Origin of the sequence: Bacillus sp. C30 (genome assembly GCF_040838255.1) — a bacterium.
Lineage (GTDB): Bacteria > Bacillota > Bacilli > Bacillales > Bacillaceae_G > Bacillus_A > Bacillus_A mycoides.
In genome coordinates, this window is sequence record NZ_JBFPJH010000182.1 from 1 (window position 1) to 6609 (window position 6609).

The 6609-nt window shown below is 38.5% G+C and carries 6 protein-coding genes and 1 pseudogene; 5 read left to right on the forward strand and 2 right to left on the reverse strand.

All coding sequences use genetic code 11. The features are described from left to right. Positions 1-147 precede the first annotated feature (147 nt). Entirely contained in the window at positions 148-1650 is a 1503-nt protein-coding gene (locus AB3X49_RS15585) for a malate:quinone oxidoreductase (protein ID WP_044438243.1), read from the forward strand. Between the two features lie 63 nt (positions 1651-1713). On the opposite strand, the pseudogene AB3X49_RS15590 reads toward AB3X49_RS15585, so the two are convergent. Then, positions 1714-2166, reverse strand: a pseudogene (locus AB3X49_RS15590) (substrate-binding domain-containing protein); the annotation flags it as partial. 239 nt (positions 2167-2405) lie between these two features. Here AB3X49_RS15590 and AB3X49_RS15595 point away from each other — a divergent pair. From AB3X49_RS15595 to lsrF, 4 genes are read left to right on the forward strand one after another with little or no spacing between them, the layout of a single operon-like run. Next, complete coding sequence (locus AB3X49_RS15595; protein WP_309514991.1) at positions 2406-3353, forward strand: sugar-binding transcriptional regulator; 948 nt, start codon at positions 2406-2408, stop codon at positions 3351-3353. Then, positions 3338-4900, forward strand: coding sequence for an autoinducer-2 kinase (gene lsrK / locus AB3X49_RS15600; protein WP_016127174.1), 1563 nt, complete (start codon positions 3338-3340; stop codon positions 4898-4900). The genes AB3X49_RS15595 and lsrK overlap by 16 nt, the downstream gene beginning before the upstream one ends. Before the next feature lie 25 nt (positions 4901-4925). Continuing rightward, positions 4926-5288 (forward strand): cupin domain-containing protein, encoded by a 363-nt coding sequence (locus AB3X49_RS15605; RefSeq protein ID WP_000909986.1) that lies wholly within the window; start codon positions 4926-4928, stop codon positions 5286-5288. A gap of 6 nt (positions 5289-5294) precedes the next feature. After that, the gene (gene lsrF, locus AB3X49_RS15610; protein WP_002032842.1) at positions 5295-6077 is read left to right on the forward strand and encodes a 3-hydroxy-5-phosphonooxypentane-2,4-dione thiolase; all 783 of its coding nucleotides are present in this window, start codon (positions 5295-5297) and stop codon (positions 6075-6077) included. A gap of 166 nt (positions 6078-6243) precedes the next feature. Here the strand turns inward: lsrF and AB3X49_RS15615 are convergent. Further along, positions 6244-6609: SAM-dependent methyltransferase (locus AB3X49_RS15615; protein ID WP_367963179.1), on the reverse strand; the 366-nt coding region annotated here is incomplete at its 5' end.

The following is a 6609-nucleotide window of genomic DNA, read 5'->3' on the forward strand; positions in this document are numbered from 1 at the left end:
AATTATTATAATAGACTATGAGATGGTTATATAATTGAGACAAAAAAGGTAAGTACCTAGGTGGGGCCTAGGCGGTGTTTTCTTTTTACGGCTTAGATATAAAAACACCTACTCTTTTTTGCCAATATAGGGGATGGAGAGATTATCATGAGCAACATGCAGCAAAAAACAGACGTTATCTTAATTGGCGCAGGAATTATGAGCGCAACGTTAGGATCATTACTTAAAGAATTGGCACCTGAATGGGAAATTAAAGTATTTGAAAAACTCGCTAATGCCGGAGAAGAAAGTTCTAACGAATGGAATAATGCTGGTACAGGACATTCTGCGCTATGTGAGCTTAACTATACATCCGAAAAATCTGACGGGTCTATAGATATTGGTAAAGCTGTAAAAGTAAATGAGCAATTTCAACTTTCAAGACAATTTTGGGCTTATCTTGTAAAAAGAAACTTAATTCGTAATCCACAAGATTTTATTATGCCACTACCTCATATGAGTTTGGTGCAAGGGGAAAAAAATGTAGAGTTTCTAAAAAAACGTTTTGAAGCGCTTTCAAAAAACGCTCTATTCCAAGGAATGGAATTTTCTGATGCACCTGACACATTAAAAAAATGGCTTCCACTCATTATGGAAGGTCGTAATTCTAATGAACCTATGGCTGCAACGAAAATTGACTCTGGAACAGATGTTAACTTCGGTGCGTTAACGCGCATGTTATTTGATTACTTAAAAACTAAAAATGTTGAGCTAAACTACAAACATAGTGTTGAAAATATTAAACGCACGAAGAATGGTTTGTGGGAAGTAAAAGTACATGATATGAATAGTGGCAAAATCGAACATCATACTGCAAAATTCGTCTTTATCGGCGGCGGTGGCGGTAGTCTACCTCTACTTCAAAAGACTGGTATTCCTGAGTCAAAACATATTGGAGGATTCCCAGTAAGTGGACTATTTATGGTATGTAAAAACCAAAAAATTGTAGAGCAGCATCATGCAAAAGTATACGGAAAAGCTAAAGTTGGTGCTCCACCAATGTCTGTACCTCACCTTGATACGAGATATATAGACAATAAAAAAGCTTTACTGTTTGGACCATTTGCAGGCTTCTCACCTAAATTCTTAAAAACTGGCTCAAACCTTGATTTAATTGGTTCTGTAAAACCGAATAACGTCTTAACGATGTTAGCAGCCGGTGTAAAAGAAATGGGATTAACAAAATACTTAATCCAACAAGTTATGTTATCACACGAAAAGCGTATGGAAGAATTACGTGAGTTTATTCCGAACGCTAAAAGTGAAGATTGGGATACTGTCGTTGCTGGACAACGTGTGCAGGTAATTAAAGATACTGATGCAGGTGGTAAAGGAACACTTCAATTTGGTACAGAAGTTGTTAGTGCAAATGACGGATCAATCGCTGCGTTACTTGGTGCTTCTCCAGGTGCTTCTACTGCGGTTCACGTTATGCTTGAAGTATTAGAAAAATGCTTCCCAGAACGTATACTAGAATGGGAGCCAAAGATAAAAGAAATGGTCCCTTCTTACGGCGTGTCACTTACGGAAAATCCAAGACTGTTCCAAGAGCTTCACGCTTCAACAGGACGCACACTTGGGTTAAATGAAAAAGAAGCTGTTCACAATTAATGAATAGACTAAAAAAACGACATAATAAAAACGTCCGATATATTCGGACGTTTTTATTTTCTACTAGAAATTATACTTATCAATATTATCCTTCGTAAATACAACTCGTTCAGGAAGTACGATAATACCGTTTCCTTCTACCTCATAGTCATACCCTTGAATTGAGTTTGGTTCTACTCTCACTTTGCTGATTCCTTTCACTTCAAAGCTGTCCCCTACTTTTAACTTCTTCCCTTTTACAACAATTTCATTTGCAACATACGTTGCGAGGGCACCTTGTTGTTTAACATCCCATAAACCGAATTGTTGTACTGTTCCTCGTTTTACATAATCACGCATAACACTTGGTGTTGAAAATCCAGTTACGGCTACTTTTTTATCCATTTCCAAATTTCCAGCAGCTTACGCCATCGCTGGAAGTGCCGTTGCATCTGGACATATTAATGCGTTAATATCTGGATACCTTTTTAAAATAATCTCTCCTACTGATAAAGATTTTTGCGTATTATTTTCACCAGACTATTTATCCCGCATTAACGGGCAATAAGACTCCCACCTCAAAATTCGGCTGGAGCAAAGAAGTTAGGTGGGAGATCAACTGCCCGTAAACGCCCGATTGGTGAGAGCTAATAATCAGTGGGGATGAATAACCCCCCCCACTGATTAAAGTTTCACTTTATCGCTTCAACTGGAATAAACAAAATAACGAGCACATATGTTTAAGCAGTGGTCAATTGTTGAAAGGGATGAAGAGCATGTCACAGCTGAACTTTGAAGACAATTTGTTAACAAAAGTAGCTTGGTACTATTATAAAGATCAATTAACCCAGCAAGAAATTGCTTCACTTCTTCACATTTCAAGAAATAAAGTCGTTCGGTTGTTAGATAAAGCACGGACGGAAGGTGTCGTCACATTTCACGTAAAAGGTACTGGTTTGCACTGTTTAAGCATCGAACGTGATCTTATGAAAAAATTCCATCTAAAAGATGCTTTCGTTATTCCAACGCCAACTGAGGATTATGCATTTTCACTCGGAAAAGCTGCCGCACAATATTTAGAAACTCAATTGCAACAAGGTGATTTACTTGGGATTGGCTGGGGAGAGACGATAAGTAAAATGCTAGAAAACATTCATTTTGATAGCTCTATGAGTCTTTCAATCGTTACTCTTACAGGAGGCGTAAATCACTATATTCCAAGAAATCAAAGCTATTTAAACTACATGCAAGGCGATCTTCATATTATTCCTACCCCTTTTCTAACATCTACAAACGAAATGACACAAATTATTCTATCTGAACCGAGCGTGAAAGATATGCTTCACGTCGCTTCACTCGCTCATACAGCAGTAGTTGGCATTGGCAGCTTATCTCAAGACGCCACAATTGTGAAAGAAGAAAAATTAACACTACGTGAAATGACTTATATACGTAGTCAAAACGGGGCTGGAGATATTTTAGGGCAATTTTATAATACTGACGGAAAACAATTAGAACTTCCCCATCATAACCGTCTTATCGGCACACCACTCTCTGTTCTTCAAAATATGAAACATGTCGTTGGTGTAGCTGGCGGTACGGAAAAGATAGCTGCAATTTACGGCGCCTTAAAAGGAAAGTTCATTCATACATTAATTACCGATGAAGAAACTGCCCTCTCCTTATTAAGAAAGGAAGGTGACTCTCAATGTCTACTCTATTAGCTTACGACGCTGGTACAGGGAGCATTCGAGCAGTTCTTTTTGATTTAAACGGTAATCAACTTGCTGTTAGTCAAAAAGAATGGATTCATAAATCAGATAGTCGTTACCCTGGTTCTATGAATTTTGATGTAACTGAAAACTGGCAGCTCGTTCAACAATGTACGAAAGAGGTTCTTCAAAAAAGTAATACGTCCTCCTCTTCTATTAAAGGTATTAGTGCAACGAGTATGCGTGAAGGCTTTGTTTTATACGATAAAAACGGGCAGGAAATATGGGCTTGTGCAAATGTTGATGGCCGCGCGTCAGCGGAAGTTAGTGAACTAAAACAAATTCGTTCCGAAATTGAAAAGGATTTATATAAAAAATCTGGTCAAACTTTTTCATTAGGTGCTTTACCTCGCTTACTTTGGATTAAAAAACATGAACCAGACGTGTACAGGAGCATTCATTCTTTCACGATGTTAAACGATTGGATTTTATATAAATTGTGCGGCGTACTACAAATTGATCCTTCAAACGGATGTACGTCCGGTATATTCGATTTACAAAATAGAGCTTGGGATAACTGGGTTGCTGAGCAATGCGGTCTTACTCTAGCCTTTTCTCCAAAAGTAAATGAAGCTGGTACAGTTATCGGGAATATCACAAAACGAAGTGCTGAGTTAACAGGATTACATGAAGGAACACCGGTCGTTGCTGGCGGCGGAGATGCACAAATGGCATCGCTTGGAACTGGAGTTGTAAAGCCTGAACAAACATTTATATGCGGAGGCAGTTTTTGGCAACAAGAAGTAAATATAACAAAACCAGAAACTGATCCAAATGCGGCGATTCGTGTTAATTGCCACGTCATTCCTAACCTATGGCAATACGAAACAATTGCTTTCTTCCCTGGCCTTGTTATGAGGTGGTTTCGAGATGCCTTTTGCCATGAAGAAAAACGGCTCGCTGAAAAACTCGGTGTAGATGCTTATGAATTACTAGAAGAACAAGCGAAAGAAGTTCCTGTAGGCTCACATGGCATAATCCCCACTTTTTCAAATGTAATGAATTATATTTCTTGGCGACATGCTGCACCATCCTTTTTAAATTTAAGTTTAGATGCTGAAAAATGCGGTAAAAAAGAAATGTTCCGGGCAATAGAAGAAAATGCCGCCTTCGTTACATTCGGCAACTTGAAATTAATAGAGGCTCTCACAGGGAAATTTCCTTCTGAAGTGATTTTTGCTGGCGGCGCTGCTAAAGGAAAACTTTGGCCGCAAATTCTTTCAGACGTTCTTGGAATCCCAGTGAAAGTACCAGTTGTAAAAGAAGCGGCAGCTTTAGGAACTGCAATTGCTGCTGGGGTTGGTGCTGGCATATATTCATCTATGGCAGCGACTGCCGAACAGTTTGTACAGTGGGAAAAAACATTTGAGCCAGTCACTGAAAATCATGAACTATATAAGGAATTCTATGAAACATGGAAAACTGTGTATAACAGTCAGCTCGCTTTAGCCGATAAAGGGCTCACCTCACATATGTGGATTGCACCCGGTGCTCTGTAACACATTACATAAAGGAGTGAAATGTATGTTAAAAGCGAATGAAAATGATTTCTCCTATCGCTTCGGTGATAACGGGCCTAAATATTTAATACAAGGTCCAAATATCGATCTTGGCCTAGTCGTGATTCAGCCTGGGCAAGAGTTTCAAAATCACTATCATACAACGTGCGAAGAGGTCTTCTATGCGTTAGAAGGCGAAATAGATTTCTATGTGAATAACGAGAGAGTTCCGATCAAACAAGGGGATGTCTTGCAAGTTCGACCTCATGAATCCCATTATCTTATTAACCATTCTGATAAGCCTTTTAAAGCTGTTTTTATAAAGTCACCACATTTACCAAATAAAGATACTGTACAAACTGAAAATCCAACATTAACGAAGGAGTGATTCCTAATGACTTGGGGATTTAAAAATCGATTAAACACAATTTTACCTGACGGCAGAGCGGTTATGTTAGCGATAGATCACGGCTACTTTTTAGGGCCAATTCACGGACTTGAACAACCGTTAGAAACAGTTAAAAACTTGCTTCCATATACTGATTCCCTCTTTTTAACACGAGGCGTATTAAGTTCCTGTATTCCTGAAAACTGCAACACACCGATGGTTATGCGTGTATCAGGCGGGGCAACTGTAGTAGGCAAAGATTTAGCGAATGAAACAATTGTTACACCTGTGAAAGAAGCAGTAAAACAAAACGCAATTGGCGTCGGCGTTTCTGTCTTTGTTGGATCAGACTATGAAACACAAACTGTTTCAAATCTCGCAAACGTAGTCTCTGAAGCTCACGATTACGGCCTGCCAGTACTCGGTATTACCGCCGTTGCGAAAGAACTACAAAAACGTGAAGCTCGCTTTCTAGCACTCGCCTCCCGCGTATGTGTTGAAATGGGAGCTGATATTATTAAAACGTACTACTGCGAAGGATTCGAAAAAATCACAAGCACATGCCCTGCTCCAGTCGTAATCGCGGGCGGACCGAAACTAGATTCAATCGAAGACGCATTAAACATTACGTACAATGCGCTGCAAGAAGGCGCAATCGGAGTAGACATGGGCCGAAACATATGGCAATCCGAACATCCAACTGCGATGATTCAAGCGATTCATGGCATTGTAAAAAATAGATTGAATGTGAAAGAGGCGCTGGAACTATATAATGATGTGAAAAATTAATGTGAAAAGATGGACTATTTATTATAACGGGTTCAGTTAAGAGGAGTAAAACTTGTTTTGACACTCAAACTACACAAGGAAAAGGATGGCACTTGCCATCCTTTTTGACATACATTGAACTTTTACTGTTTTCAAGTTTCCTTCTTCGACTAACGAGCCAAAAATTTTAATCAACCTTTAACTTTATAGCTTTTGTAGCAATAAAAGTTTTAATATGCTTATCTAATATCCTTGTTCCACCAAAATCATCCTCGTAAAAACCCGTTATAACAAAACCAGCTTCAACTTGACCTTGGATTTGATCTTCTAGAGTATGTGCGTATTCTATTGTTTGATTTAAATTAATATAATCTTGAACTTCATCCTCTGGTAAATAATCCAATGTTGATGAAGGTATTGAATGTTTAACATCCAAAATACCTTTTTGTTCTTGGTTGTCATCAAAAATCCATAGTAAAGGATTTGTAAATCCAGAAATAAGAATACCTTTATTCTTTAAAACCCTTGAAATCTCATTCCATACAAGATGAAC